The sequence below is a fragment of the Flavobacterium sp. LC2016-23 genome (genome assembly GCF_009674775.1).
Taxonomy (GTDB): Bacteria; Bacteroidota; Bacteroidia; order Flavobacteriales; family Flavobacteriaceae; genus Flavobacterium.
On the sequence record NZ_WKKE01000006.1, the window covers coordinates 33,711 to 60,097 of the forward strand.

25 protein-coding genes are annotated in these 26,387 nt (G+C 35.8%); 21 read left to right on the forward strand and 4 right to left on the reverse strand.

The window, feature by feature from the left end; translation table 11 throughout:
- The first annotated feature begins 27 nt into the window (after positions 1 to 27).
- Positions 28 to 255 (forward strand): VF530 family DNA-binding protein, encoded by a 228-nt coding sequence (locus GJU43_RS06460; protein WP_154339970.1) that lies wholly within the window; start codon positions 28 to 30, stop codon positions 253 to 255.
- Here the strand turns inward: GJU43_RS06460 and GJU43_RS06465 are convergent.
- The 3 genes from GJU43_RS06465 to GJU43_RS06475 form a co-directional block, all read right to left on the reverse strand.
- Positions 252 to 809 (reverse strand): DUF3575 domain-containing protein, encoded by a 558-nt coding sequence (locus tag GJU43_RS06465; RefSeq protein WP_154339971.1) that lies wholly within the window; start codon positions 807 to 809, stop codon positions 252 to 254. The genes GJU43_RS06460 and GJU43_RS06465 overlap by 4 nt on opposite strands.
- A gap of 133 nt (positions 810 to 942) precedes the next feature.
- Entirely contained in the window at positions 943 to 1,491 is a 549-nt protein-coding gene (locus GJU43_RS06470) for a GNAT family N-acetyltransferase (RefSeq protein ID WP_154339972.1), read from the reverse strand.
- Between the two features lie 9 nt (positions 1,492 to 1,500).
- On the reverse strand, positions 1,501 to 2,352 hold the full coding sequence (locus GJU43_RS06475; protein WP_154339973.1) for an aldose 1-epimerase family protein: 852 nt from the start codon (positions 2,350 to 2,352) through the stop codon (positions 1,501 to 1,503).
- A 186-nt stretch (positions 2,353 to 2,538) separates the two neighbouring features.
- Here GJU43_RS06475 and GJU43_RS06480 point away from each other — a divergent pair, with 186 nt between their 5' ends.
- The 14 genes from GJU43_RS06480 to GJU43_RS06545 all read left to right on the forward strand — a co-directional run bounded on the left by GJU43_RS06480 (position 2,539) and on the right by GJU43_RS06545 (position 19,337).
- A complete protein-coding gene (locus GJU43_RS06480; protein ID WP_154339974.1) occupies positions 2,539 to 4,809 on the forward strand; it encodes a M1 family metallopeptidase in 2,271 nt (756 codons plus the stop codon).
- Positions 4,810 to 5,425: 616 nt separating this feature from the next.
- Complete coding sequence (locus GJU43_RS06485) at positions 5,426 to 6,067, forward strand: GNAT family N-acetyltransferase (protein ID WP_154339975.1); 642 nt, start codon at positions 5,426 to 5,428, stop codon at positions 6,065 to 6,067.
- A 65-nt stretch (positions 6,068 to 6,132) separates the two neighbouring features.
- Positions 6,133 to 7,326: an argininosuccinate synthase gene (locus tag GJU43_RS06490; protein ID WP_154339976.1), complete on the forward strand. Its 1,194-nt coding sequence runs from the start codon at positions 6,133 to 6,135 to the stop codon at positions 7,324 to 7,326.
- Positions 7,319 to 8,296, forward strand: a complete 978-nt coding sequence (gene argC, locus GJU43_RS06495) for an N-acetyl-gamma-glutamyl-phosphate reductase (RefSeq protein WP_154339977.1) — start codon at positions 7,319 to 7,321, stop codon at positions 8,294 to 8,296. Before GJU43_RS06490 ends, argC begins: the two co-directional genes overlap by 8 nt.
- A gap of 86 nt (positions 8,297 to 8,382) precedes the next feature.
- A complete protein-coding gene (locus tag GJU43_RS06500) occupies positions 8,383 to 9,522 on the forward strand; it encodes an aspartate aminotransferase family protein (protein WP_154339978.1) in 1,140 nt (379 codons plus the stop codon).
- Positions 9,523 to 9,612: 90 nt separating this feature from the next.
- Positions 9,613 to 10,806 (forward strand): glutamate-5-semialdehyde dehydrogenase, encoded by a 1,194-nt coding sequence (locus tag GJU43_RS06505; protein ID WP_154339979.1) that lies wholly within the window; start codon positions 9,613 to 9,615, stop codon positions 10,804 to 10,806.
- 269 nt (positions 10,807 to 11,075) lie between these two features.
- Positions 11,076 to 11,837, forward strand: coding sequence for a glutamate 5-kinase (gene proB / locus GJU43_RS06510; protein ID WP_154339980.1), 762 nt, complete (start codon positions 11,076 to 11,078; stop codon positions 11,835 to 11,837).
- Between the two features lie 80 nt (positions 11,838 to 11,917).
- Positions 11,918 to 12,865 (forward strand): N-acetylornithine carbamoyltransferase, encoded by a 948-nt coding sequence (locus GJU43_RS06515; protein ID WP_154339981.1) that lies wholly within the window; start codon positions 11,918 to 11,920, stop codon positions 12,863 to 12,865.
- Positions 12,866 to 12,963: 98 nt separating this feature from the next.
- The gene (gene argB, locus GJU43_RS06520) at positions 12,964 to 13,734 is read left to right on the forward strand and encodes an acetylglutamate kinase (protein ID WP_154339982.1); all 771 of its coding nucleotides are present in this window, start codon (positions 12,964 to 12,966) and stop codon (positions 13,732 to 13,734) included.
- Positions 13,735 to 13,818: 84 nt separating this feature from the next.
- Complete coding sequence (locus tag GJU43_RS06525; protein ID WP_154339983.1) at positions 13,819 to 14,889, forward strand: M20 family metallo-hydrolase; 1,071 nt, start codon at positions 13,819 to 13,821, stop codon at positions 14,887 to 14,889.
- 187 nt (positions 14,890 to 15,076) lie between these two features.
- The gene (gene argH / locus GJU43_RS06530) at positions 15,077 to 16,357 is read left to right on the forward strand and encodes an argininosuccinate lyase (protein ID WP_154339984.1); all 1,281 of its coding nucleotides are present in this window, start codon (positions 15,077 to 15,079) and stop codon (positions 16,355 to 16,357) included.
- A gap of 100 nt (positions 16,358 to 16,457) precedes the next feature.
- Positions 16,458 to 17,030 carry a hypothetical protein gene (locus GJU43_RS06535; RefSeq protein ID WP_154339985.1) on the forward strand — a complete coding sequence of 191 codons (573 nt, stop codon included), beginning with the start codon at positions 16,458 to 16,460 and terminating at the stop codon, positions 17,028 to 17,030.
- 145 nt (positions 17,031 to 17,175) lie between these two features.
- Positions 17,176 to 18,171, forward strand: coding sequence for a DUF2157 domain-containing protein (locus GJU43_RS06540; RefSeq protein WP_154339986.1), 996 nt, complete (start codon positions 17,176 to 17,178; stop codon positions 18,169 to 18,171).
- On the forward strand, positions 18,168 to 19,337 hold the full coding sequence (locus GJU43_RS06545; RefSeq protein ID WP_154339987.1) for a hypothetical protein: 1,170 nt from the start codon (positions 18,168 to 18,170) through the stop codon (positions 19,335 to 19,337). The genes GJU43_RS06540 and GJU43_RS06545 overlap by 4 nt, the downstream gene beginning before the upstream one ends.
- A gap of 237 nt (positions 19,338 to 19,574) precedes the next feature.
- On the opposite strand, the gene ytxJ is transcribed toward GJU43_RS06545, so the two are convergent.
- Positions 19,575 to 19,964: a bacillithiol system redox-active protein YtxJ gene (gene ytxJ / locus GJU43_RS06550; protein WP_154339988.1), complete on the reverse strand. Its 390-nt coding sequence runs from the start codon at positions 19,962 to 19,964 to the stop codon at positions 19,575 to 19,577.
- A 207-nt stretch (positions 19,965 to 20,171) separates the two neighbouring features.
- On the opposite strand from ytxJ, the gene clpB reads away from it, so the two are divergent.
- The 6 genes from clpB to GJU43_RS06580 all read left to right on the forward strand — a co-directional run bounded on the left by clpB (position 20,172) and on the right by GJU43_RS06580 (position 26,342).
- Entirely contained in the window at positions 20,172 to 22,772 is a 2,601-nt protein-coding gene (clpB, locus tag GJU43_RS06555) for an ATP-dependent chaperone ClpB (RefSeq protein ID WP_154339989.1), read from the forward strand.
- Positions 22,773 to 23,187: 415 nt separating this feature from the next.
- Positions 23,188 to 24,063, forward strand: a complete 876-nt coding sequence (locus GJU43_RS06560) for a DUF808 domain-containing protein (protein ID WP_154339990.1) — start codon at positions 23,188 to 23,190, stop codon at positions 24,061 to 24,063.
- A gap of 188 nt (positions 24,064 to 24,251) precedes the next feature.
- The gene (locus GJU43_RS06565; protein ID WP_154339991.1) at positions 24,252 to 24,665 is read left to right on the forward strand and encodes a hypothetical protein; all 414 of its coding nucleotides are present in this window, start codon (positions 24,252 to 24,254) and stop codon (positions 24,663 to 24,665) included.
- 153 nt (positions 24,666 to 24,818) lie between these two features.
- Positions 24,819 to 25,064, forward strand: a complete 246-nt coding sequence (locus GJU43_RS06570) for a hypothetical protein (protein WP_154339992.1) — start codon at positions 24,819 to 24,821, stop codon at positions 25,062 to 25,064.
- On the forward strand, positions 25,065 to 25,355 hold the full coding sequence (locus GJU43_RS06575; RefSeq protein ID WP_154339993.1) for a type II toxin-antitoxin system RelE/ParE family toxin: 291 nt from the start codon (positions 25,065 to 25,067) through the stop codon (positions 25,353 to 25,355).
- A 99-nt stretch (positions 25,356 to 25,454) separates the two neighbouring features.
- Positions 25,455 to 26,342, forward strand: coding sequence for a carbon-nitrogen hydrolase (locus GJU43_RS06580; protein ID WP_154339994.1), 888 nt, complete (start codon positions 25,455 to 25,457; stop codon positions 26,340 to 26,342).
- Positions 26,343 to 26,387: the final 45 nt, after the last annotated feature.

Consider the following 26,387-nt stretch of genomic DNA (forward strand, 5'->3'; position numbering starts at 1 on the left):
CTTTTTGATAGTATTTAAAAATATAAGATGGAAAATCAATCTAAAGATCCTTTGCACGGAATTACGCTAAAAACTATAGTCGAAAAATTAGCAGACCATTATGGTTTTGATACTTTGGCAGAATTGATTCCTGTAAAATGTTTCACTTCAAATCCGAGTGTAAAATCAAGTCTTACTTTTTTAAGAAAAACAGATTGGGCACGAAAAAAGGTCGAAGATTTATACGTAAAATCAATCCCTAAGTTTAGGAATTAATTTAGTTTATACGAAAGCATCACGCCTCCGCGATAAGGAAGCCATTCTCCGCTTTTGTTCCAGTTTTTGGCTTTTTCATATCTGCCCGGAGTTCCGTCATTATAATACCCGTGATAAAAACCCTGATGCCAGCCACCTCCGGCAAAAATATCGAGTAGGAATTTGTCATTTAATTTGATGTTATATCCGACGGTAGCTCCAACTCTGTATCCAAAACCGTGTTCATATTTATTGGTTTCCCAGTAGTTCCATTTTTGAATTTCGTAGATGTCCGGTCCCATATGGAGTCCAACGTAAAAGCCATTGTATTTTTCTTTAAAATGATAACGAATTTCAGGAGTAAGGGTGTAAAATTTCATTGGACTGTGCCCGTTAAAGGACTCCCAAAAAGAAGCCATAACGTCAACACTAAAGGTAGTTTTTTCTCCAATACTAGTTTCAATACCTATATTTGGCACCAGAATCGCGGCCGTAGCGGTATTAAATTTAAGATACGTCTGACTTTGTGAATGAGCAGATAAGAAAATAACAAACAGAATTAAGACTTTTTTCATAAAGTGGTTTTTCATGGATAAAATAAGCTTTAATTACTTATTTTGCGTGCAAATATAACGCAATACCACAGCAGACTGTTGTGTAAAAAATAATTTTAACAAGATTTATTTTTTCTGATATTTTTTTTAAAAGTTATTTATCTAATAATGAATAAATTACTTTATCCAGAAATACACCTTCATAAAATTCTGCTTCTTTTAAATGTGCTTCTTTAACAAAACCACATTTTTGCAGTACTTTTTCTGAGGCAAAATTCTCAGGATCAATAACAGCTTCAATGGAATGCAGTTTCAAATCATCAAAACCATATCGGATTAATTTGTTTACAGCCTCCGGGATAATTCCCTTTCCATGAAATTCAGGTAATAACATATAGCCGATTTCAGCACGGTAATTTTCCGGCTGCATTCTGTAATACCCAATTATCCCAAGTAATTTTGGATTGTCTTTTAATGTAATTCCCCAGTTTATCCCGACGTTTGTCACGATTTTATCATCAATCATGGCAATATGTCCCAGCGCGTCTTCTGTAGTTTTTACCAGAGGTCTCGGAATATATTTCATTGTTTCCGGATTGGAACGTAATTCGAAAATTTCGTTCACATCACTATTGGTAATTCTTTTTAAAAGTAAACGTTCTGTTTCTATTACGGGGAATGGTGTAAAATTAAATTCTAACATGTTTTTGTATTAAAATATTTGAATACTGAACTTCGAATGGAATGTTTGATTTGCTTCTAAAACAACAATTCCTTCTTTCTGGAAAAGATCACCGGAGTTTTCGGCTGTATCCGAATAACCAAACCAGGGTTCAATACAGACAAAAGGAGCCTGTTCTTTGGTCCAGATTCCTAAACTCGGAAAATCTTCAAAATTAACCTTTACGTAAGGCTTGTTATCTTCAAGAATGGTCATGGAATTAGATTCCAGTGTTTTGAAAATCAAAGCATCATTTTCGAATAACTTATATTTTAACGGGACTATATGAGTTGTAGTTTCAAGTACTTTTGTTTTATCTGATATTAAATCATTTTCAAGCAGATTATACTTTAAAACTTCTTCTTTTTCAAACTGAAGCGAATATTTTTCAAAAGCATTCGGTAAAGCAATGGCAGGGTGGGCACCTATGGAAAATGGAATTTTGGTATTTCCTTTATTAATCACTTTATAGCCAATAATCAGCTCTTTTTCTTCCAAAGTATACAGCAATTGTAATTCAAACTCAAATGGATATTTTTGAAGCGTTTCATTGTTGGATTGTAACGAAAAAACAGCAGTGTTCTGTGTCTGATCAATTAATTCAAATTCCATATCACGAGCAAAACCATGTCTTGGCAGCTGATATTCTTTGTTATTTACGGTGTAGGTATTGTTTTTTAAAGTTCCTACGATAGGAAAAAGTACTGGAGAGTGTTTTCCCCAGAAAGCCGGATTACCTTCCCAGATATATTCTTTATTTTGATGGTCTTTTATTGAAAATAATTCAGCTCCGGCATGTTTTATTGAAGCTTTTAAACTTGAATTTGAGATTGTTGTATTCAAAATCTTAAAATTGAAATAAGTTACTTTTAATTAATTGTAAATATATTTTATAAATTTTAGTTTTTTGGACAAATGGCTGAAATTATTTTTTTTAATAAATTTTTGCTAAAATTAAATATAAGCTTTAAGTTTTCTCTGTAAATAGCTTTTTTTTTCATTAATTTGCTACATAAACAGCTAAAAAATATGAAAAAGCATTCCTCAAAAGCCTTATTGACCATGGCTTTATTTGTTGGGATTTCTTCTGTTTGGGCGCAACAAACGCCAGCTACAACAGCAGCAAATCCAGTTAATAACTACAACTACCATGATGCATTCGCACCGCATTTTTATACTAAAAATGGTACACCAACCCGTTCTGCAAGTGGTCAGCCGGGAGTTGAATACTGGCAGAACAGAGCAGATTATCAATTAACAGTAAAACTAAACGGCACTACAAATGAACTTGTCGGTACCGATGAGATTACATATACGAATAACAGTCCTGATAAATTGTCATTTGTATGGTTGAATTTAGATCAGAATTTATTCAAGGAAGATTCAAGAGGAAATGCGGTTGTACCTTTAACAGGAAGCCGTAACGGTGCTCAGGGTCAGGTTTTCGATGGTGGAAATAAAATTAAATCAGTAAAAGTAATTTCCACAGGAAAAGATAAAACGGAGACTGTTGCAAAATACATAGTGACAGATACCAGAATGCAAATTTTCCTTCCGAAAGAACTGGCTTCAAAGGGAGGAGCTGTAAAAATTAAAATCGAATATTCATTCATTGCTCCTTTTGAAGGATCAGACAGAATGGGGGTTTTAGAAACTAAAAACGGTAAAATTTTTACAATTGCTCAGTGGTATCCGCGTATGTGTGTTTATGATGACGTGAGAGGCTGGAATACCGCACCTTATTTGGGAGCTTCTGAGTTTTATCTGGAGTACGGCGATTTTGATGTGAAAATTACAGCACCTGCCAATCATTATGTAGTAGCATCGGGAGCATTGTTAAATGGTGCTGAAGTACTTTCTGCAGCGCAATTGAAACGTTACAAAGAGGCAGAACAAAGTGATAAAACGGTTATGATTCGTTCTGCTGATGAAGTAGCTGCAACAGCAAATACAAATGCAACGGCCGAAAAAACATGGCATTATCAAATTAAAAATGCACGTGATTTCTCCTGGGCATCTTCGCCGGCTTTTATTCTGGACGGAGCAAAAATAAACTTGCCAAGTGGTAAAAAATCATTAGCGCTATCTGCTTATCCGGTAGAAAGTGCTGGTAATGATGCTTACGGACGTTCGACGGAATATGTAAAATCATCGATTGAACATTATTCTAAAAGATGGTTTGAATATCCTTATCCTGCCGCTACAAACGTAGCAGGAAATGAGGGTGGAATGGAATATCCGGGAATTGTTTTCTGTGGATGGAAATCTAAAGGGGATGACTTATGGGGAGTTACAGATCACGAATTCGGACATATCTGGTTTCCTATGATCGTAGGATCAAATGAGCGTTTGTTTGCCTGGATGGATGAAGGATTTAATACGTTTATCAACTCAGTAAGTTCTGTTGATTTTAACAACGGAGAATACAAGCAGAAAGCTTCCGATTTACATCAGGATGCAGAAAGCTTAACAAGCCCGACACTGGAAACAATTATGAGTTCTCCGGATAATATGAAAGAAGCTAATATTGGTACTTTGTGTTATTTCAAACCAAGTGCCGGTTTAACGATTTTAAGAGAACAAGTGCTTGGAGAAGAACGTTTTGATAAAGCATTGCGTACTTATGTAGAGCGTTGGGCTTTTAAACACCCGACTCCTGATGATTTTTTCAGAACAATAGAAAATGTTGCAGGTGAAGATTTAAGCTGGTTCTGGAGAAGCTGGTTCGTAAACAACTGGCGTTTTGATCAGGGCATCAATTCTGTTAAATATGTAAAAAATGATCCTGCAAAGGGAGCTATAATTACCGTGGAAAATTTTGATAAAATGCCAATGCCAATTGTTTTGGATGTAAAAACAAAAAGCGGAAAAGTAACCAGAGTTAAGTTACCGGTAGAAATCTGGCAGCGCAATAATGACTGGTCTTTCAAGCATAATTCTACCGAAGAAATTGAAAGTATAATTTTAGATCCTGATCATGCTTTTCCGGATTATAACGAAAGTAACAATGTCTGGACAGCAGGGAAAAGTTTGCTGGAAAAAGATATTATTTTAGACGGATATATCGGAACCTATTCAACAGCAAAAGCACCTTTGAAAATTGAATTCACAGAGAAAAATAGTGTTCTGAATGTAGAAATCACAAATTTTCCTAAGTTTTCTGTTGATCCGGTTGCAAATGAGAAAGATACTTTTCAGTCCAACAGAGCTGGTTTGAAATTTAAATTTAACGAAGCTAAAACGGCTTTTGACATGACTGTTTTAGGGAATGGACAAGTAATTCCGTTTACTAAGAATTAAAAGATAAAGTTTTTTAAATATTAAAAACCCGATAGTATTTGTTACTATCGGGTTTTTTAGTTTTCAGTCTCAGTCTCAGTCTCAGTCTCAGTCTCAGTCTCAGTCTCAGTCACATTCAAAGTCTCAGGTGACTTTCGGTTTGCTTAGCCATTAGTATGTTCCAGACTTTGAAAAAACCTCAGAACCTTAGCACCTTAGTATCTTAGCGTCTTACAAAACTAACAATACATTAAAAAAATGTTAGATTTTTATTTTTTTGTTTTGTAACTAAAAAAATAGTGTACTTTTGCATCGATGAATAAAATAAGTTTACATACAACTTCTTTGTCACGGACAAACTCGCCTGGTACTTCTCCCGAAGTACGGATGCTATCTCTATAGTATTCACCGAGTTTTTCGCCGCGTATTTATTTATATTCATTTCCTATTTTGAAATCACATCATTTGTCCATTGGACAAACCTATCCTGAAAGCACCTATTGTTTAAAATTATCTCATGATCAAGTTTTTGATTTAGAGTCTGTTATCTTTATTTTGCTTAACTTTATTGGATGGGTTTTTAAATTTCAAACGAAACAAAATGTTTTAATTTTTAACTCTAACTTCAATTATTGAAATGAAGATCTCTATTGTTGTAACTCAGGAAGAACACTTCAAGTATGCGCAGGAAATTTGCGATACAATAGAATCATCGGCTTTGCTAAGAGGCACGGGGATTGCTAAAAGGACTCCTGAATACATTCAGAAAAAAATGTCTAGCGGTGACGCGATGATTGCTCTGGCAGATGGAAAATTTGCAGGTTTTTGTTATATCGAAAGTTGGCAGCACGGAAAATTCGTGGCGCATTCCGGTTTAATCGTACACCCGGATTACAGAAGTTTAGGTTTGGCAAAAAAAATAAAATCAAAGGTTTTCGATTATTCATTGCAAAGATATCCTGATGCCAAAATATTTGGTATCACTACTGGTTTGGCAGTAATGAAAATCAACTCTGATTTAGGTTATAAGCCAGTACCTTTCTCAGAACTTACAACAGATCCGAGTTTTTGGTCCGGTTGTAAAACTTGTACGAATTACGAAATTCTAAAAAGCAAAGAAAACAAAATGTGTCTTTGTACCGGAATGCTCTACGATCCGAAAGAAAAACAAAAAGATCCGCCAAGACATCCATTTAATGAAGTTGTTTTGAAAAGGCTGAAAAAAATTAAACAAGCTTTATTCTTAAATAAGATAATCTCTATTGGCTTTTTATCTTAAGAATTTAAATTAAAAATAAATCTCAAACTTGCTGGATACGAAAGTATTAGCTTAAATTATAAAAAATGAAAAAAGTTGTATTAGCTTATAGTGGAGGATTAGATACCTCGTATTGTTTGAAATATTTAAAAAATGAAAAAGGATACGAAGTTCATACTGTGCTTGTGGATACAGGAGGATTTGATGCAGAAGAATTGGCAGCTATAGAAAAAAGAGCTTACGAATTAGGAAGCGCACAACATGCCAACCTGACTATTGTAGATAAATATTACGATAAAGCTATAAAATATTTGATTTTTGGAAATGTACTAAAAAACAATACGTACCCATTGTCAGTAAGTGCAGAGCGTGTTTTTCAGGCTATCGAAGCCATAAAATATGCTAAAAAAGTAGGAGCAAGTGCCATTGCGCACGGAAGTACAGGCGCAGGAAATGATCAGATTCGTTTTGATTTGATTTTCCAGACTATTGCTCCTGAAATTGAAATCATTACTCCAATTAGAGATTTGAAACTTTCAAGACAGGAAGAAGTGGATTATTTGTCTAAAAACGGTGTTCACTATTCCTGGGAAAAAGCACAATATTCGATCAATAAAGGACTTTGGGGAACCAGTGTTGGAGGAAAAGAAACACTAACTTCAAGCCAGCCATTGCCGGGTGACGCTTATCCTTCGCAATTGAAAAAAGAAGGAGAAGAAAAAGTAAGGTTACATTTTGAACAGGGAGAATTAGTGGGTTTAAACGGTCAGTTTGATAAGCCATCTAATAATATTGTAGCACTTGAAAAATTAGCAAATGCTTTTGCTATTGGAAGAGACATCCACGTAGGGGATACAATTATAGGAATTAAGGGAAGAGTTGGTTTTGAAGCGGCAGCGCCCTTAATTATAATCAAAGCGCACCATTTATTAGAGAAACATACTTTAGGAAAATGGCAGCAGTACTGGAAAGAGCAATTAGGAAACTGGTACGGAATGTTATTTCACGAAGGTCAGTTTTTAGATCCAGTTATGCGTAACATTGAAACTTTCCTGCAAGACACACAAAAAACAGTAAACGGAGTGGTTACGGTTTCCTTAAAACCTTATCATTTTTCGCTTGACGGAATCGAGTCTGATAATGATTTAATGAATACGGGTTTTGGTCAGTACGGCGAAATGAACAACGCCTGGACCTCTGACGATGCAAAAGGGTTTATTAAGATTTTGGGAAATGCCCAAAACATATTTTCATCTGTAAATCATTTAGATCATGATTAATGTCGGAATCATTGGTGGTTCGGGCTATACGGCCGGAGAACTCATCAGAATATTAATGTATCATCCCAATGTAAAAATTGATTTTGTTTACAGCACCACAAATGCCGGGAAACCACTCTCTGTGGCGCACCATGATTTGATGGGAGATATCGAAATGAATTTTACCGATGTTATAAACCCAACTGTAAATGTTGTTTTTTTGTGTCTTGGACACGGAAAATCCATTTCTTTTTTACAGGAAAATCAATTTGCAGGCCATACCAAAATTATCGATTTGGGAAATGATTTCAGATTGAATAAAGATGCTCATTTCGAAGGCAAAGATTTCATTTACGGTTTACCGGAACTGAATAAATCAGACATTAAAAGCGCCAATTATATTGCAAATCCGGGTTGTTTTGCCACTGCTATTCAATTGGCATTATTGCCCTTGGCGAAAAACAATCTGCTAAACAACGATATTCATATCAATGCAACAACCGGAAGTACCGGTGCAGGAGTCGGACTTTCCGAAACATCTCATTTTAGCTGGAGAAATAATAATATGTCGCACTATAAAGCTTTTGAACACCAGCATTTGGGTGAAATTTCAGAAAGTTTAGTTCAGTTGCAGGATGATTTCGAAAGTGACTTGCTTTTTATTCCAAACAGAGGAGATTTTCCAAGAGGAATTTTTGCAACCTTATATACCCTTTCAGACGATAGTCTGGAACAATTGGTGTCTAAATACGAAGAGTTCTATCAAAACGAACCGTTTGTGACCGTTACAACGACTAATATCAATATGAAACAAGTCGTTCAAACCAATAAATGTATCATTAGTTTATTGAAAAAAGGAAACCGGGTTTTAATTACTTCTGTCATTGACAACTTAACCAAAGGCGCCTCCGGACAGGCCGTTCAAAATATGAATTTAATGTTCGGATTAGAAGAAACCACAGGTTTACATTTGAAACCAAGCGGATTTTAGAAAAAAAGTAAAAAAGTTAAAAGTTAGAGGTCAAACGTCTCTACGCAACTTCTAACTTTTTACAAATAACATTTAACTTCAAGAAAATGAACTTATTTAACGTATACCCACTATATAATATCACCCCTGTAAAAGCCTTAGACTGCACAATTACAGATGAAAACGGAACAGAATACTTAGATTTATACAGCGGTCACGGTGTAATTTCTATCGGACACACACAGCCTGACTATGTAGCCAAATTAAAAAACCAACTGGATCATTTGGGGTTTTATTCGAATGCTATTCAGAATCCTTTACAGGTAGAATTGGCCCAGAAATTAGGAAAACTTTCCGGATTGGAAGATTACGAATTGTTTTTGTGCAGTTCCGGTGCTGAAGCCAATGAAAATGCTTTGAAATTAGCATCTTTCCACAATGGAAAATCCAGAGTTATCGCATTTCATAATTCCTTTCATGGAAGAACTTCTGCTGCAGTGGCTGTTACAGATAACAAGAAAATTGTAGCGCCGATAAATGCACAGCAGGAAGTTACTTTTCTGCCTTTAAACCAAATTGAATTGGTAGAAGCAGAACTTCAAAAAGGAGATGTTTCAAGTGTAATTATAGAAGGAATTCAGGGCGTTGGAGGTTTAGATCAGGGCACAACAGAGTTTTTTCAGGCTTTGGAAAAAGCTTGTAAAAAACATGATGTGGTTCTGATTTTAGACGAAGTACAATCAGGATACGGAAGAAGCGGAAAGTTTTTTGCTTTCCAACACCACGGAATCACTGCTGATATTATTTCGGTAGCAAAAGGAATGGGGAATGGTTTTCCGGTTGGAGCCATTTTAATTGCACCAAAATTTGAAGCAAGTTTCGGATTGTTAGGAACTACTTTCGGCGGAAGCCATTTGTCTTGTGCTGCAGGAATTGCAGTGCTGGATGTAATCGAAAAACTGGATTTACAGAAAAATGTAAATGAAGTTTCGGCCTATTTCACGGAGCAGATCAAACAAGTTCCGGGAATCAGGAAGGTAAAAGGAAAAGGATTAATGCTTGGAATTGAATTTGATTTTGATGTTGCGGCATTGAGAAAGAAATTAATTATTGAGAAACATATTTTTACAGGAAGTGCCAACAACAAAAATCTGTTAAGAATTTTACCTCCATTGACAGTCAAAAAAGCAGACATTGATACTTTTATCGTAGCTTTAAAAGAAAGTTTAGAAGAATTACAAAATTAAATTTCGTTAAACCCGACAGGTTTTTAAAACCTGTCGGGTTTAAAATAAGTTTCAATAAAAAGAAACCACCAAAAAACAACCAACTGAATTATGAATCCATTATCAATTGAAAAGCGAAATCTGGTTTTGCGCGCTATGGCAAAGCTGGTCGGGCAGGAGCGTAGCAGCATAATTCTCACCAATCAGGCCGATTTGCAAGCGTATGACGGAGCCGATTTAGCAATGGAAGAACGCCTCAAAGTAGATGATAAAAAAGTCGACGAGATGATTTTATCCCTGAATCAACTGGCTTCCCAGGCAGATCCGGTGGGAGTAGAACGTTTTCATTTTGTGCATGATAATGGAATTAAAGTGATCAATAAAACCGCTGCTTTCGGAACGATTCTCATTATTTACGAATCCCGTCCCGATGTAACGATTGAAGCAGGTGGAATTGCTTTTAAATCCGGAAATAAGATTTTATTAAAAGGCGGAAAAGAAGCTTTAAAATCCAACTTGAAAATTGTGGACCTATGGCATCAGGCTTTAGAAGAAAACGGAGTTTCAAAAGAGTGGGTGGAGTATCTGAATTATAATCGTGCAGAAACACAGGCTTTTTTAGAAAAACCAACTCAAAAAGTAGATTTAATTGTTCCGAGAGGAGGAGAAAAACTAATTGAGTTTGTAAAAGCACACGCTACTTGTCCGGTTATTGTAAGCGGACGCGGGAATAATTTTGTTTACGTTCATGAAAGAGCCGATACCGATTTGGCTTTAAAAGTAATTTTAAACGCTAAAACATCTAAAATCTCGGCTTGCAATGCAGTGGATAAAGTTTTAATAGATTCAAAATTGCCCAACTTTGAAGGCTTTACCGCAATTTTAATCGAAGAATTAAAAGAACACAAGGTTGAAGTTATCGTGGATGACTCTTTGAAAAGTTTCGAAGATACAGAAACACTTCAAAATGAAGATATCTGGTACGAAGAGTTTCTGGATTATAAAATTGTCATAGGAACGATTGATTCTGAGGAAAACGCAATCAAAAAAATCAACAAATATTGCGGCGGACATTCGGCTGTAATTATTACACGAGACGATAAAGCAGCACAGGAATTTATGGAAGCGATTGACGCAGCAGCGGTTTATCAGAACGCTTCAACCCGATTTACAGACGGAGGACAATTTGGTTTAGGCGGAGAATTAGCCATAAGTACAGATAAATTGCACCAAAGAGGACCAATCGGCCTGCAGCATCTCGTTACCAATAAATGGTATGTTTATGGAGATGGGCAAATTAGATAATTGAGATAATTGAGATAATTTGGTAATTAGATAATTTTAGATTGTTGATTGGAATTTGTAGTTTCAAATGAAGTATTGTGATAATTGAAATTTTATTCAATCTATTTCGAATTTGGAATTTTAAAATTTGGTATTTATTAAGACAAAGCTTTGCGACCCTTGCGTTTATAAGCGTCAGACAATAAAAAAAACTTTGCGCCCCTTGCGGTAAAAACACACAATATAAAACTTAGGCTCTTAGCAACTAAGAACCTTAGCCACTAAAAAAAATGACTAAAAAGCGGATTTTATTAAAAATAGGAAGTAATACTTTAACCAAGGAAACCAATCATATTTCTCGGGGAAAGATTGAAGATATTGGAATGCAGATAGCGGCTCTCAACAAAGATTACGAATTTGTAATCGTGAGTTCCGGAGCGATTGCAGCCGCAAAACAATTTGTAAAACTGGAAAGCAAAGGAAAAGAAATTGCCATGAAACAAGCTTTAGCATCCATTGGACAGCCCCATTTAATGCGGATATTCCATGAAAATTTCAGCGATTTGGGATTATTGACTTCCCAGTGTTTGCTGTCTTATTCTGATTTCGAAAAAGATCAGTCGAAAGTAAACATTGTCAATACCATTAACGTTTTGGTGGAGAACAATTATATTCCGATTATTAATGAAAATGATACCGTTGCCACAGATGAGATCCGGTTTGGTGACAACGATAAATTAGCAGCTTTAACGGCAGTGCTGCTAAATGTTGATATTCTGATTATTGCCACCAATACAAACGGAATTTACACCAAAGATTCCATTCACTATGAAAATCCTGAAACCATTAAAGTGGTACAGGATCTAAAAGAATTAGAAAAAGAAATCGGAGAGTCAAAATCATCACACGGAACCGGTGGCATGCAGTCCAAAATTGAAGCGGCCGGAATTGCAAAAGCGGCTGGGATTGAAATCTGGATTGTCAACGGATTAGAGGATAATTTTATTTTGAAAGCATTAAAAGACGAAATTCCGTTCACAAAGATTGTGTAAAATGTTTATTTGTTTAATCGTTAATTCGGTTATCGATAAACAAATAAACGGTTAAACAAATTAACAATTAAACAAAAAACATGAATTACATTTCAATAAAAGACATCAACTCGTTATCAAAATGGGTAAGAAGCGCGTTAAAAATCAAAAAGAACCCGCTTAAAAATCAGAGTCTAGGAAGAAATAAAACCTTAGGGATGTTGTTTTTCAATCCGAGTTTAAGAACGCGTCTGAGTACTCAAAAGGCCGCTTTAAACCTGGGAATGAATGTCATGGTCATGAACTTCACCAACGAAGGCTGGACATTGGAATTTGAAGACGGAGCCATAATGAATTCAGGAGCTTCGGAACATATTAAGGAAGCGGCGGAAGTAGTATCACAATACTGTGATATTATCGCCATTCGTGCTTTTGCAGGTTTAGAAGACAAAGAGAAAGATTATGCCGAAACGGTCATTTCCGGATTCCTAAAATATGCAACAGTGCCGATTGTGAATATGGAAAGCGCTGTGCGTCACCCACTTCAGTCTCTGGCAGATGCTATCACGATGGAAGAATACAAAACAGAACACAAACCAAAAGTAGTGCTTTCGTGGGCACCGCATCCCAAAGCGTTACCTCAGGCAGTAGCCAATTCATTTGTAGAAATGATGCAACTCCAGAAAAACATGGATTTTGTGATTACACATCCGGAAGGCTACGAACTGAGTCCGGAAATCACCAAAGACTGCAAAATTGAATACGACCAAAACAAAGCTTTCGAAAACGCCGATTTCGTGTACGTGAAAAACTGGAGTAATTTTAACGACTACGGAAAAGTAACTAATATTGATCCCGAGTGGACTGTTACCGCCGAGAAAATGGCATTGACAAACAACGGAAAATTCATGCATTGCCTTCCGGTACGTCGTAACGTAATTGTAAGCGACGAAGTGCTGGACAGCGAGAATTCAATCGTAATTCAGCAGGCCAATAACAGAACCTATTCGGCACAATTGGTGTTGCAGAAGATTTTAAAGAAGTTATAAATAAGGTACAAAGGTGCAAAGTTGCAAAGGAGCAAAGGCCTCAGGCCTTTATAAAAACCTTTGAACCTTTGAGCCTCTGGACCTCTGAACCTAAAAAAATGGTAACAGTAATAAAAATAGGCGGAAACATAATTGACAATCCAACCGAATTAGAACAGTTTTTAACTGATTTTTCTAAAATTGAAGGTTACAAAGTGTTAGTTCACGGAGGAGGAAAATCCGCTACAAAGATGGCTGAAAGTATTGGCTTAGTTCCACAGATGATTGAAGGCCGACGTATTACAGATGCCCCGATGCTGGATGTGGTTGTTATGATTTATGCAGGGCAGATCAATAAACATATCATAGCGCAATTGCAATCGAAAGACAATAATGCTATTGGTTTTTCGGGAGCTGACGGAAATCTGATTCAGTCGACAAAACGCAATCACCCATCAATCGATTATGGTTTTGTGGGAGATGTAAAACAGGTAAATACAAAATTACTGGCAACGATGCTCGAAAACGGAATTGTTCCTGTCTTCTGCGCGATTACACATGATAAAAACGGACAGTTGTTAAACACAAACGCTGATACAATTGCAAGCGAACTGTCAATTGCCCTGTCTGAAGTTTTTGAGGTTACGTTAACGTATTGTTTTGAAAAACAAGGTGTTTTGCAGGATTCAGAAGATGATTCCTCCGTAATTACAGCGATTAATGAAGAACTGTACCAAAAACTGAAAGCCGAAAAAGTGATCCATTCAGGAATGATTCCCAAGTTAGATAATTGTTTTAATAGTTTAGCAAGAGGTGTTCAGAAAATCAAAATCGGACATCACAAAATGCTTCAGAATCCTGATACGTTGCATACCACTATTACATTATAAAAGAAAAAGTTGCTAAGTTTCTAAGAAACCAAGACTTTTGCATCTTAGGACCTCAGAACCTAAGCAACTCAGTACCAAATAAAAATGAAAAATATAGAAACGCTTACCAAAGAAGCCATACAATTATTAAAAAATCTGATTGAAACCCCTTCATTTTCCAGTGAAGAAGATCAAACGGCACTTTTGATAGAAAATTGGTTCACTCAAAACGAAATTCCTTTTAAAAGAGAAAACAATAATGTCTGGGCTTTCAATAAATATTTTGACGAAAACAAACCAACACTTTTATTAAATTCTCATCACGATACTGTAAAACCCAATCAGGCGTATACCAACGATCCGTTTAAGGCAATCGAAAAAGACGGCAAGTTATTCGGTTTAGGAAGCAATGATGCCGGAGGCTGTCTGGTTTCCCTGCTGGCGACTTTTGTATATTTTTACCACAACGAAAATTTACCTTACAATATAGTAGTAGTAGCTTCAGCAGAAGAAGAGAGCAGTGGTAAAAACGGCTTAAACAGTGTTTTACAGCATCTGCCGGAACTGGAGTGCGCTATTGTAGGCGAGCCCACTTTAATGCAATTGGCTGTTGCCGAAAAAGGATTACTGGTTCTGGATGTAAAAGTAAAAGGAACGGCAAGCCACGCGGCACACCAAAATGACGATAATGCGTTATACAAATCAATTCCGGTAATGGAGTGGTTTAAAAACTATAAATTCGATAAAATATCTGAAGTTCTCGGGCCGGTAAAAATGACCGTAACACAAATCAGTGCAGGAAAACAGCATAATGTGGTGCCGTCAGAATGTGATTTGGTAGTTGATATTCGTGTTACGGATTGTTATTCGAATACCGAAATCCTTGACGTCGTTAAAGCCAATATCAATGCTGAAGTCACACCCAGATCAATGCATTTAAATGCTTCGTCAATCCCGGTTGCACACGGCTTAGTTCAGGCAGGAATTGCTTTGGGAAGAACGACTTACGGCTCACCAACACTTTCAGATCAGTCGGTTTTGAGCTGTCAGTCTTTAAAACTCGGACCAGGAGAAACCCTGCGGTCGCATTCGGCAGATGAATTTATTTTTATCAGTGAAATTGAAGAAGGAATCGATTTGTACATCAAAATATTAACCGATTTTTTTAAATTATAATAGTCATCAGGAGCTAATCCCGCTATCCGTTCCAATCTTTTATTTTTTAAAGAAAAAAATAAAAGGATTTCCACTGCTATCGGGGCTAGAAAACCAAAAGTATAAACAACGACATTTAGGAATAATTAGAAAATAAGATCCACAAATCTAATAGTCTAAAAAGTCTAGATATCTAAAAATCTAAGTTATGAAACTTTGGGAAAAAGGAATACCAACAGACAAACAAATCGAACAATTCACTGTTGGAAACGATAGGGACCTTGATTTGGTTCTGGCAAAATACGATGCATTAGGATCTATTGCACACGCCAAAATGCTCGGCCAAATTGGTTTGCTGACCGCAGAAGAAACGAATTGTTTAGTAGAAGCATTAAACGAAATTATCGCAGATATAGCCAAAGGAAACTTCATAATCGAAGACAGTTTTGAAGATGTTCACTCTAAAATTGAATATTTATTAACGGTAAAATTAGGCGATGCCGGGAAAAAAATTCATACAGCCCGTTCCCGTAACGATCAGGTTTTGGTGGATGTTCACTTGTATCTAAAAGACGAAGTCAAAGCCTTAAAAGAACAGGTAAAAACACTTTTTGATTTACTGATGGAATCTGCAGAGAAACATCAGAATGTATTATTGCCGGGTTATACACATTTGCAAATTGCAATGCCTTCTTCCTTCGGAATGTGGTTTTCTGCCTACGCTGAAAGCCTGATTGACGATATCACCATGCTGAATGCAGCAGGAAAAATTGTAGATCAAAATCCGTTGGGTTCAGCAGCAGGTTACGGGAGTTCATTTCCCATCAACAGAACATTTACGACTCAGGAATTGGGTTTTGAAACTTTAAAATTCAATGCGGTTGCCGCTCAGATGAGCCGCGGAAAAGCAGAGAAAACTGTCGCTTTTGCGATGAGCAGCGTAGCAGCAACCTTGTCAAAATTTGCCATGGACGTGTGTTTGTACATGAGCCAGAACTTTGATTTTATCGGGTTGCCGTCGCATCTTACAACAGGTTCGAGTATTATGCCACACAAGAAAAATCCGGATGTTTTTGAATTAATCAGAGGAAAATGCAACAAAATTCAGGCTTTGCCTTACGAGATTACTTTAATTACGAATAATCTTCCAAGCGGGTACCACAGAGATTTACAGCTTTTGAAAGAAGGGCTTTTTCCTGCAATCCAAAACTTAAAAGCCTGTCTGGATATTGCTATTTTTTCCATAAAAGATATTACGGTAAAAGAGCATATTTTAGAAGATAAAAAATACGACTATTTGTTTACCGTAGATACGCTAAACGAAATGGTGGTAGCCGGAATACCGTTTAGAGATGCTTACAAAGCCGTTGCAGAACAACTGGAAGCTGGAACTTATACCTCTCCAAAAGAAACAAAACATACACATGAAGGAAGTATTAATAATTTGTGTCTGGATGCCATAAAACTTAAAATGCTTAATAACTATTAGTTAGGATTTAATTTTTTTAGTATTATTTGTTTTGTTAAAATTTAATTTTATTTTTGCTTTTTTCGATATATATTCGCGCAAAATTTAAAATTTATTTATAATGATTAACATTACAAAAAAGATTGCTTTAGTATTATTTGTTTGTGGAACTGTTTTTACAAGTTGTTCAAGTGATGATAAAAATGAAAATGAAGTAGTAGATACTGCTACATTAAAAACATTTAAAGACGTTACCTTTTCTTTGGATGAAGAAGAAGGTTTCACTGCAACACGTTTCTTTTCAACTGAGACTGGAAAATCATACAAAAAAACACAGATTGATGCTACTATCTTACCGAAAATTGACATTGCATTTTACGGAGAAAACAGTTCGTTGAATTACTTCGTGAGTCCTAATGATCCGGATGATGGTATTCTAAAAGCAACTACGACGGATTATATCAATTATGTAAAGGATCAATATACAATTGATCAATTTAATAAATTGGAAAACGGAGCAGATTTAAATGGTTTAACTATTGTTGATGATGGTGAAACATTCCCGGACAATAAATTGCCATTATTGGTTTTGTTCAAAAATGCTGCTGGTAAAAAAGGAGTTATTTATGTAAAATCAGTTCACAGAGTTGGTGGAGACCCAAGAATTGTTGTAGATATCAAAATTCAAAAATAATTTGGGCTAAATCCAAACTTATTTAAAATATTTAAATGCGTTATGAGATCATAACGCATTTTTTTTGAGTAAATCCTTTTTGGTTACGACAGAAAATCCATGCTAAATACATACATTTGAAAATCAGTTATCTTAAAGTAAGACTATGGCAAAATTTGAAGAACAGGCAACTCAAACTCTTTTTGAGAAAAATTTTATTACCCGGGAACAACTAGTTCAGATAAAAGAGTACCGCAGTTTAGGTATTTTTTCATTAAATGCCGAGTTAAAAATGTTTCTGTATTTGGCGGTTTTGCTTTTTACATCCGGAATCGGAATACTGATTTATGAAAACATTGATACGATCGGACATATAGTAATTTTGTCTTTATTGCTGATTGTTATAGTGATCTGTTTTTACTTTTGTTTTAAGAATTCCAAAGGATTTAAGAAATCAGAAACGACTTTTGAAAACCCCGTTTTAGAATATCTGGTGCTTGCAGCCAATATTCTGACCTGTATTTTTATTGGCTATCTGCAATTTCAGTACAAACCTTTCGGAACGCATTACGGCCTGGCAACCTTGGTTCCAACAATTGTGAGTTTCTTTTGTGCGTATTATTTTGATAATAAAAGTGTACTGACTATTGCTATTACAGGCTTGGCAGCTTACATTGGTTTTTCGGTAACACCGCAGGATTTACTTAAAAATGATTTCTATACACATCAGGATTTAAGTTACTCTGCCGTTATATTGGGAGGTTTACTTATACTATGGACCATTTACAGTTCAAGAATCCAGCTCAAGACACACTTTAATCTCATCTACCTGACATTTGCCCTGCACATGATCAGTATCGCTTCTATTAGCAATTTGGTAAACGACCATAGGGGTATCTGGTTTGCTTTTTCGATTATTTTGGCAGGATCCAGTTTTTATTTTTATAAAATCAGCTATGAAGTAAAGGCAATCTCCTTGTTTGTTTTTATGATTATCTATGCTTATATCGGAATAAATATATTCATTTTCAGGGTTTTCGATACTATTGACTTCTCCGATATCTGGATATTATTTGTTATGATTATACCTGCCTATTTCATTGGCTCGATAATTCTGTTTATCAAATTAATTAAGAACTTCAATAAAGAAATTGCCGAATGATACTATTAGATAAAAGTAAGTTGGAAAATTCAGCTTTAATTGAAGAAGCTTGTTCATTAAAAAATGCCGGGTTTATAGGAAAAGAGCAGCTTGATTTTATAAAAAAAGAATTTCCGGTTCTGAACAATCACAAAAATATTCTGGTACGTATTGGTTTCTTTTTACTGGGCTGCTTTTTGTACTCTTCTTTATGTGGTGTAATTTCCCTTTTGGGGCTTTCTGGAATAGAGGAGAGCTGGAAAATATTCCCCTATCTGTTTGCCATAATCGGTGTTGTCGGATCAGAAATTCTGACCAAACAGGATTATCATCATCACGGACTCGACGACGCTTTTATCTTAGGGTTACAGCTCAATATTGGTTTTGCTGTTGGAGTTTCTACAGATGGAGACAACATATTGGCCATTACAATAGCGGTAACAATCGTTTCACTGATCGCTTATTTGCGTTATGTGCATTTGCTGTCTGCATTGGTTTTTTACCTGGCATTTACGGTAACATTGGGATATGCCATATTTGATTTTTTGCAAGCAGGACAGGCAATTTTACCATTCTTTATGATGCTGTACGGTATAGGAACCTATTATTTTTGCCGGAGAATTATAAGTAAACTCGAAGAGTCCTTCTATTACAACGGAATTCTTTTAATAAAAAGTCTGAGTTTAATTCTGTTGTATTTTTCCGGGAATTATTTGGTTGTAAGGGAATTTTCAGCAAGTTTAGCCGACACGTATTATGAAGTAAGTCCTGAAATTCCATTCGCATTTTTCTTTTGGATATTTACATTTGGCATTCCGGTTTTGTATTTGGTTTTTGCTTTAAAAAACAAAGACAGAATTATGCTTTGGATAAGTTTTGCTGCGATTGCTTTTTCATTTTACAGCTTTAGGTTTTATTATTCAGTTTTACCCATAGAAGTTGCATTAACTCTGGGAGGCGTAGTTTTATTTGCAATAGCATTTTTATCTATAAAAAGATTAAAACACAAAGAAACCGGATTGACATTTAAACCGGACAGGATTTCCAATTCCACTACCTTTTTAAATGCCGAAGCACTAATTATCGCTTCAACTTTTGGAATGAAACCGGAAGTAAAATCACCGGAATCCCCAATGGAATTTGGTGGAGGAGGCTTTAGCGGAGGAGGATCGGAAGGGAATTTTTAATTTTTTTTAAGGAGTTAGGTGTTAGAAGTTAAGAGTTATGAGTTAAAAGTTAAGAGTTATGAGTTAAGAGTTATGAGTTAAAAGTTATGAGTTAAAAGTTAAGAGTTATGAGTAAGAATTGAACCATAAACTATAAACCATAAAAAAGTAAAACCCTGAATTTTCCGGTTCAGGGTTTTACTTTTTTTGTTTGTATTTTTATTTCGTACTCTCACTCCTAACTTTTAACTTCCCGACCTAAACTTTTGCTTTCAAAGCTTCTGCATCAATATCGCTGTGGGAAACGTTGTAAACGGCTTTACCGTTTTTGATTAAAATCAATTGTGGTGATTCGTGATAGACATTAAATCGGCTGGCGATCTCGTTAGATACATCGCGATGTTCGATTAAATCCAAAAAGAAAGCATCAACCGTTTCGTCCAGATCGTATGCTCTTTCAAATTGTTTTAAAGCCATGCGGCTAATGCTGCATCGTGTACTGTGTTTGAAAATTACAATAGGCTTAACACTGGAAATCGTTTCTATGTCGCTTAACTGTGCTAAATTTGTAAGAGGAATCCAGTTTATTTTGCTTTTTTGCGAATCAGATTTATCTGAATCTCCGAAGATTGAATTTAAAAAACTCATAATTTGACTGTTTTTGTGACTTTTTGGCATTTATAATGATTGATTTTTTCATTTTTAATGTCATTTTGTCTTAATTTTTACTATGGACTGTAATTTGAATAGAATAGCAAAGTTATGTCATTTAAAATTAAATTTTGATGCAATAAATTCAAATTTTGATGATATCGAATTTTAGAATTAAATTAAGAAACCTAAATCATACCAATCATGAACATTAATAAATTTACAACAAAATCTCAGGAAGCCATTCAGCTGTCACAGCAGTTGGCGCAACGATACGGGCAACAGCAAATCGAAAACGAACACATTCTGAAGGCTATTTTTGAAGTTGACGAAAATGTGGCGCCCTTTATTTTGAAAAAACTCAATGTAAACGTACCCTTGTTTCTACAGGTCTTAGATTCAACCATTCAAAGTTTTCCTAAAGTTTCAGGAGGAGACATTGTACTTTCAAGAGACGCCAATAAAGCCCTGAACGAAGCCGAAATCATTGCGCAGAAAATGAACGATGAATACGTTTCGATCGAGCATTTAATTTTGGCCATTTTCGATTCAAAAAGTAAAGTATCCCAGATTTTAAAAGATCAGGGCGTTACCGGAAAAGCTTTAAAAGCAACCATAGAAGAACTTAGAAAAGGGGAAAGAGTAACTTCTGCTTCAGCAGAGGAAAATTATAATTCCTTAAATAAATACGCTAAAAACTTAAACGAATTAGCACGTACCGGAAAACTGGATCCTGTGATCGGTCGTGATGAAGAAATCCGACGTGTATTACAGATTCTGACCCGAAGAACCAAAAATAATCCAATGTTAGTGGGCGAGCCAGGAGTAGGTAAAACCGCCATCGCGGAAGGTTTAGCGCATAGAATTGTAGATGGTGATGTGCCTGAAAACCTGAAAGACAAAATCGTATTTTCTCTGGATATGGGGGCATTGATTGCCGGAGCCAAATACAAAGGAGAATTTGAAGAAAGATTAAAATCGGTAGTAAAAGAAGTGACTGCCGCAGAGGGTGATATTGTTTTATTTATCGACGAGATTCACACGCTTGTAGGAGCGGGCGGAGGAGAAGGTGCGATGGATGCGGCAAATATTTTAAAACCAGCTTTGGCTCGTGGGGAACTAAGAGCAATCGGTGCAACAACCTTAGATGAATACCAGAAATATTTTGAAAAAGACAAAGCGCTGGAGCGTCGTTTTCAAAAGGTTTTAATTGATGAGCCGGATACCGAAAGTGCTATTTCAATTTTGCGTGGTATTAAGGAAAAGTACGAAACACATCATAAAGTTCAGATAAAAGACGAAGCTATTATTGCAGCCGTAGAGCTTTCACAGCGTTACATTACCAATCGTTTTCTGCCGGACAAAGCGATTGATTTAATGGATGAGGCGGCTTCTAAATTACGTATGGAAATCAATTCAAAACCGGAAGAATTAGATGTTCTGGATCGTAAAATCATGCAGCTTGAAATCGAAATCGAAGCCATTAAACGCGAAAAAGAAGAGAGCAAGCTTAAGATTTTAAGAATGGATCTGGCCAACCTGAAAGAAGAACGCAATGAAATTTATACCAAATGGAAATCTGAAAAAGATGTGGTAGATGGCGTTCAGGCGGTTAAGTTAGAAATAGAAGATTTCAAACATGAAGCAGAACGTGCAGAACGCGAAGGCGATTACGGAAAAGTAGCCGAAATCCGTTACGGAAAAATCAAGGAAGCACAGGAACGTCTGGATGTTTTACTGAAACAGTTACAGGAATACCAATCGGGTAATTCTTTAATAAAAGAAGAAGTAACCCGTGAAGATATTGCGGAAGTGGTGGCCAAATGGACCGGGATTCCGGTGATGAAAATGCTTCAGACAGAAAGAGAAAAACTATTGCATCTGGAAGATGAATTACACAAACGTGTGGTAGGGCAGGAAGAAGCGATTGAAGCGGTAAGTGATGCTGTACGCAGAAGCCGTGCTGGTTTGCAGGACATGAAAAAACCTGTCGGAACATTCCTGTTTTTAGGAACTACCGGAGTGGGTAAAACAGAGCTGGCAAAAGCTTTGGCAGAATATCTTTTTGATGATGAAAATGCCATGACCCGTATTGATATGAGTGAATACCAGGAACGCCACAGTGTGAGCCGTTTGGTAGGAGCGCCTCCGGGATATGTGGGGTATGATGAAGGGGGACAATTGACAGAAGCTGTCCGCAGAAAACCGTACTCGGTGATTTTGTTAGACGAGATTGAAAAAGCACATCCGGATACGTTTAATATTTTATTGCAGGTTTTAGACGAAGGCCGGTTAACCGATAATAAAGGACGTCTGGCGGATTTCAAAAACACCATTATAATTATGACCTCCAATATGGGAAGCCAGATTATTCAGGAGAAATTCGATAACATGAAAGGCGGTATAGAAGCCGCAACCGAAGCTGCAAAAGTGGAAGTTTTAGGTTTGCTGAAACAAACAGTTCGCCCGGAATTTATCAATCGTATTGATGAAATTGTATTGTTTACGCCATTAACGATCGAAAATATTTCTAGAATTGTAAGCTTACAGCTTAAGAGTGTTACCAAAATGCTGACTTTACAGGGTATTACGATGGATGCCACTCCGGAAGCTATTAAATATCTGTCAGACAAAGGGTATGATACCCAGTTTGGGGCAAGACCAGTAAAACGTGTGATCCAGAGAGAAGTATTGAATCAGTTGTCGAAAGAAATTCTGGCCAATACTATTACAACTGATAGCATCATTTTAATTGATGCATTTGACGGAAAACTGGTTTTCAGAAACCAGACCCATAATGTTTAATGATTTGTTTAGTTAATTATTAAATTGGGGAAGCATCAGCCGAAAGGCTGGTGCTTTTTTTTTGGAGAAATAAGTGTAATCCGTGAATAATGAAACTTTTTTTAAAAGTAATATAAGCTTAATTAAAAATTAAGTACAGAAATTTACTTCTAACTTAAAACAGAAAATCATGAACAATATTTTTAGAGGATTATTAGCAGGTTACGGGGCGAAAAAATTAGGCGGAGGATGCTTCGGTACTATCTTTGTCTTTGTAATTATCTGGTTGCTTTTAGGGCAGTGCAGTTAATTTTTTAGTCAAAGATTTAATAAAAAAGTAGTAGCTTCGCGTACGTAAAAAAACAAATAACGTAAATTAAATTGGGTATTGAACGCCAGTTGATTACGTAATACTTAAAAAATAAATTAATTTATAATGGCATCAGGTTTTTTCGTACTATTAGATGATATCGCAGCAATCATGGATGATGTTGCAGTAATGAGCAAAGTGGCAGCAAAGAAAACTGCAGGTATTTTGGGCGACGATTTAGCCGTTAATGCCGAAAAAGCTTCCGGATTTGCTTCTTCAAGAGAACTTCCTGTTTTGTGGGCAATCAGCAAAGGGTCGCTTCTTAACAAAATTATTATTCTGCCAATCGCTTTTCTTTTAAGTGCCTTTTTCCCTGTTGCAATAATTGTCATTTTAGTACTTGGAGGTCTTTTTCTGGCATACGAAGGTGCAGAAAAAATATACGAATTTATATTTCCACATGAACATGCTTCAGAAGGAATTACAGAAGAAATATTCACAGAGGAAGAGATTTTAGCGCTGGAAAAAGATAAAATAAAATCAGCTATTGTGACCGACTTTATTCTGTCAGTAGAAATAGTAATCATTGCTTTAGGAACCGTAATTGGCAAACCTATCTTGTCACAGATTGTTGTAGTTTCAATCGTTGCGCTAATTGCAACTATTGGTGTTTACGGTATTGTAGCTATTATAGTGAGAATGGATGAAGTGGGCTTTAAGATGATTCAGCATAGTAAAAAAGAAAAAAGTATTTTAAAAACGATAGGAAACATTCTGGTACAGGCGCTTCCAAAGGTTATTAAACTTTTAACGGTCATTGGTACAATTGCTTTACTTTTGGTGTCCGGAGGATTATTTGTTCATAATATTGAATTTTTGCATCACTTATTACCGCAATTGCCTTCCATTTTAAAAGAATTTATAATTGGACTGGTAGCAGGATTTATAGTTTTGGGAATTGTAAATCTGTTTAAAAAACTTTTCGGAAAGAAAACGCATTAATTAAAATTATTTTAAGACTATACTAGGACATCAGCTGTAAAGCTGGTGTTTTTTTATGCTTTTTTTTAAAGAATAAAATTTTGAAATCCAGTTGTTTACTGTTTTGTTTATGTTATTTAACATTTTATCTAAGCAACCTTATGCAGGTATTCCCCTCTTCATAATAAAATAACAAACAAATATTTATTATGAAAAAGTTTAAATTAAATTCAGTTTTATTAGTATTATTCTCGTTAATAGTATTAACGTCCTGTGATAGTGATGATGACAAAACACCAGATCCTGTAACTGTAACCGTAAAAAATGCTTTGGCAACTGAAGTAAAAGGTCCGGCAACCGGAAAGGTAAACACAGAACTTAGTTATGAGGTCACTTTTTTACCGGACAATTCTTGTGGAGAGTTTACTAAATTTACAGAAGCCACTATTGGAACCGTAAAAGGGTTGCAGGTACAAGTAAAATATCCTGAGGTTTGTACACAACAGGTTCCGACCCCTAAAAAAGCAGTTTATAAATTTAAATCGGCAGAAAAAGGAACTTTCGAAATCAAATTCAAAAAATCAGAAACTGAATTTATAATCCAGAAAGTGGTTATTGATTAATTATTTTCCTGATTATAAAATTAAGGTTATGAACCATTTTTCAACTATTTGATTCTATCATTAAGGAATTACATACTTGAAAAATGGTTTTTGATTGGGTAAATTAATTTTAAATAAAATAACTATCTTTGAATGATTAAAAAAAAAAGGATTATGGGAGCTTTAGAGTTAAGAGATAGTATTTTAGAATCTATAAATAAAGCCGATGAACGTCTTCTAAAAGTTGTTAAAGCAGTTATCGAAAGTTATCAGGAAGAAGAGATAGTTGCTTTTTCAGTAGATGGAAAACCGATTACAAGAAGTGTCTATAAAGCTGAATTGGCTAATGCAAAATTGGAAATTCAAAAAGGAGAATTTACTTCACAGGAAGATTTAGAAAAAGAATCTGAGAATTGGTAAATGAATACAATAGAAAAAGTAGTCTGGACTAATACAGCCAGGAATCAGCTAAATACCATTTACAATTATTATAAAGAAAAATCGATTCAGGGAGCAAATAATATAAAGAATGATATTTTAGCCAGTACAAAAAGTATTCACTTTGGCGAGCAGTATCAAAAGGATGAAATTGATCCTGAATACAGAAGAATTATTGTAAGGGAATATAAAATATTATATAGAGAAGAGAATGGAGTTGTCTATATTGCCAGAATATTTTCGACAAAAAGGGATTCTGTAAAACAATTCTAAAAAGAGCTTAACCGGCTCTTTTTTTATGGAGGGAAGTAACCTAAACATACTTTGTCATTCCTCTAAAAATTACTATTTTTGCACTCTAAATTTTATGTCATGCCGAAAAGAAAATATAAAATAGCCGTCATCCAGTTAAACCTGAACGACGTAGCCGAAAATAACCTGAAAAAATGTATCAGCTGGGTAAAAGATGCAGCCAGTAAAGGAGCTGAAGTTATTTTACTTCCCGAATTATATAGCAGCCATTATTTCTGCCAAAGTGAAGACGTGGATAATTTTGCCTTAGCAGAACCGCTTTACAGTACTTCCTTTATTGCTTTTAGTGAACTGGCAAAAGAATTAGGAGTTGTAATTATTGTTCCTTTCTTCGAAAAAAGAATGGCTGGAATTTACCACAATAGTGCCTACATTATTGATGCTGACGGAAGCGAAGCAGGTTTATACCGCAAAATGCATATTCCGGACGATCCGCATTTCTACGAAAAATTCTATTTTACACCCGGAGATCTGGGCTTTCAGGCAATCAAAACGCAAAAAGGAACTGTTGGGACATTAATCTGCTGGGATCAATGGTATCCGGAAGCAGCCCGTATTACAGCGCTAAAAGGAGCAGAAGTGTTATTTTATCCGACAGCGATAGGATGGCATCCAAAAGAAAAAGAACAGTACGGTGAAAATCAATATGGTGCCTGGATGAATGTAATGAAAGGGCATGCCGTTGCCAACGGAGTTTTTGTTGCAGCTGCCAACAGAATTGGTTTAGAGCAATATATAGAAGGTACAGATGGAATACAGTTTTGGGGTGCTTCTTTTATAGCAGGACCTCAGGGTGAAATTCTGGCTCAGGCTTCTCACGATCAGGAAGAAATTTTGATTGCCGAAGTCGATTTGGATTTACAGGAGAATGTACGTCAGAACTGGCCATTTTTCAGAGACAGAAGAATTGACGCTTTCGGGGATATTACCAAGAGAGCAATTGATTAATTCATTTTATTCCATAAAAAAAAAAGCCGTTTCAATAATTTGAAA

Bases quoted from the DNA above. Each gene is read 5' to 3' on its own strand.
- GJU43_RS06460 (WP_154339970.1), top strand. From the start codon at position 28: ATGGAAAATCAATCTAAAGATCCTTTGCACGGAATTACGCTAAAAACT.
- GJU43_RS06465 (WP_154339971.1), bottom strand. From the start codon at position 809: ATGAAAAAAGTCTTAATTCTGTTTGTTATTTTCTTATCTGCTCATTCA.
- GJU43_RS06470 (WP_154339972.1), bottom strand. From the start codon at position 1,491: ATGTTAGAATTTAATTTTACACCATTCCCCGTAATAGAAACAGAACGT.
- GJU43_RS06480 (WP_154339974.1), top strand. From the start codon at position 2,539: ATGAAAAAGCATTCCTCAAAAGCCTTATTGACCATGGCTTTATTTGTT.
- GJU43_RS06485 (WP_154339975.1), top strand. From the start codon at position 5,426: ATGAAGATCTCTATTGTTGTAACTCAGGAAGAACACTTCAAGTATGCG.
- GJU43_RS06490 (WP_154339976.1), top strand. From the start codon at position 6,133: ATGAAAAAAGTTGTATTAGCTTATAGTGGAGGATTAGATACCTCGTAT.
- argC (WP_154339977.1), top strand. From the start codon at position 7,319: ATGATTAATGTCGGAATCATTGGTGGTTCGGGCTATACGGCCGGAGAA.
- GJU43_RS06500 (WP_154339978.1), top strand. From the start codon at position 8,383: ATGAACTTATTTAACGTATACCCACTATATAATATCACCCCTGTAAAA.
- GJU43_RS06505 (WP_154339979.1), top strand. From the start codon at position 9,613: ATGAATCCATTATCAATTGAAAAGCGAAATCTGGTTTTGCGCGCTATG.
- proB (WP_154339980.1), top strand. From the start codon at position 11,076: ATGACTAAAAAGCGGATTTTATTAAAAATAGGAAGTAATACTTTAACC.
- GJU43_RS06515 (WP_154339981.1), top strand. From the start codon at position 11,918: ATGAATTACATTTCAATAAAAGACATCAACTCGTTATCAAAATGGGTA.
- argB (WP_154339982.1), top strand. From the start codon at position 12,964: ATGGTAACAGTAATAAAAATAGGCGGAAACATAATTGACAATCCAACC.
- GJU43_RS06525 (WP_154339983.1), top strand. From the start codon at position 13,819: ATGAAAAATATAGAAACGCTTACCAAAGAAGCCATACAATTATTAAAA.
- argH (WP_154339984.1), top strand. From the start codon at position 15,077: ATGAAACTTTGGGAAAAAGGAATACCAACAGACAAACAAATCGAACAA.
- GJU43_RS06535 (WP_154339985.1), top strand. From the start codon at position 16,458: ATGATTAACATTACAAAAAAGATTGCTTTAGTATTATTTGTTTGTGGA.
- GJU43_RS06540 (WP_154339986.1), top strand. From the start codon at position 17,176: ATGGCAAAATTTGAAGAACAGGCAACTCAAACTCTTTTTGAGAAAAAT.
- GJU43_RS06545 (WP_154339987.1), top strand. From the start codon at position 18,168: ATGATACTATTAGATAAAAGTAAGTTGGAAAATTCAGCTTTAATTGAA.
- ytxJ (WP_154339988.1), bottom strand. From the start codon at position 19,964: ATGAGTTTTTTAAATTCAATCTTCGGAGATTCAGATAAATCTGATTCG.
- clpB (WP_154339989.1), top strand. From the start codon at position 20,172: ATGAACATTAATAAATTTACAACAAAATCTCAGGAAGCCATTCAGCTG.
- GJU43_RS06560 (WP_154339990.1), top strand. From the start codon at position 23,188: ATGGCATCAGGTTTTTTCGTACTATTAGATGATATCGCAGCAATCATG.
- GJU43_RS06565 (WP_154339991.1), top strand. From the start codon at position 24,252: ATGAAAAAGTTTAAATTAAATTCAGTTTTATTAGTATTATTCTCGTTA.
- GJU43_RS06570 (WP_154339992.1), top strand. From the start codon at position 24,819: ATGGGAGCTTTAGAGTTAAGAGATAGTATTTTAGAATCTATAAATAAA.
- GJU43_RS06575 (WP_154339993.1), top strand. From the start codon at position 25,065: ATGAATACAATAGAAAAAGTAGTCTGGACTAATACAGCCAGGAATCAG.
- GJU43_RS06580 (WP_154339994.1), top strand. From the start codon at position 25,455: ATGCCGAAAAGAAAATATAAAATAGCCGTCATCCAGTTAAACCTGAAC.